General features: G+C 62.5%; 1 protein-coding gene. It reads left to right on the top strand.

Annotation, left to right across the window (positions count from 1 at the left end):
* Window positions 1-6: 6 nt before the first annotated feature.
* On the top strand, window positions 7-1145 hold a 1139-nt coding region (gene tuf / locus BCY78_RS24210), incomplete at its 3' end, for an elongation factor Tu (protein ID WP_068306914.1).

Raw genomic sequence — 1145 nt, 5'->3', positions numbered from 1 at the left:
GCCATCATGGCGAAGGCAAAGTTTGAACGGAACAAACCGCACGTCAACATCGGCACGATCGGCCACGTTGACCACGGCAAGACCACGCTGACCGCGGCGATCACGAAATACTTCGGCGATTTCAAAGCCTACGACCAGATCGACGGCGCGCCGGAAGAGAAAGCCCGCGGCATCACCATCTCGACCGCCCACGTCGAGTACGAGACCGAAGCGCGTCACTACGCCCACGTCGACTGCCCCGGCCACGCCGACTACGTGAAGAACATGATCACCGGTGCTGCCCAGATGGACGGCGCGATCCTGGTCTGCGCCGCTTCGGACGGCCCGATGCCCCAGACCCGCGAGCACATCCTGCTCGGCCGTCAGGTGGGTATCCCCTACATCGTCGTCTACATGAACAAAGTGGACCTCGTTGACGACGAAGAGCTGATCGAGCTGGTCGAGATGGAACTGCGCGAGCTGCTGAGCTCGTACGAGTACCCGGGCGACGACACCCCGATCATCAAAGGCTCGGCCTTCCAGGCCATGATCGGCGAGATGAAGGAAATCGGCGAAGATTCGATCAAGGCGCTGATGGCTGCCGTTGACGAGTACATCCCGACCCCGGCTCGCGCCGTGGACCAGCCGTTCCTGATGCCGATCGAAGACGTGTTCTCGATCTCGGGCCGCGGCACCGTGGTGACCGGTCGTGTCGAGCGTGGCGTGATCAACGTCGGCGACGAAGTCGAAATCGTCGGCATCCGCGACACCAAGAAGTCGACCTGCACGGGCGTGGAAATGTTCCGCAAGCTGCTGGATCGTGGTGAGGCTGGCGACAACGTCGGCGTCCTGCTGCGCGGCATCGAGCGTGACGGCGTTGAGCGTGGCCAGGTGCTGTGCAAGCCGAAGTCGGTCAACCCGCACACCGACTTCGAAGCCGAAGCCTACATCCTGACCAAGGAAGAGGGCGGCCGTCACACCCCGTTCTTCGCGAACTATCGTCCGCAGTTCTACTTCCGCACCACCGACGTCACCGGCACCGTGAAGCTGCCGGAAGGCACCGAGATGGTGATGCCGGGCGACAACCTGAAGTTCGAAGTCTCGCTGATCGCCCCGATCGCCATGGAAGAGAAGCTGCGCTTCGCTATCCGTGAAGGCGGCCGTAC

Source organism: Pararhodobacter sp. CCB-MM2, assembly GCF_001691415.1.
Classification (GTDB): Bacteria; Pseudomonadota; Alphaproteobacteria; order Rhodobacterales; family Rhodobacteraceae; genus Pararhodobacter.
Note: the sequence above shows the minus strand (reverse complement) of the source record. Positions and strands in the feature narration are given on the sequence as shown.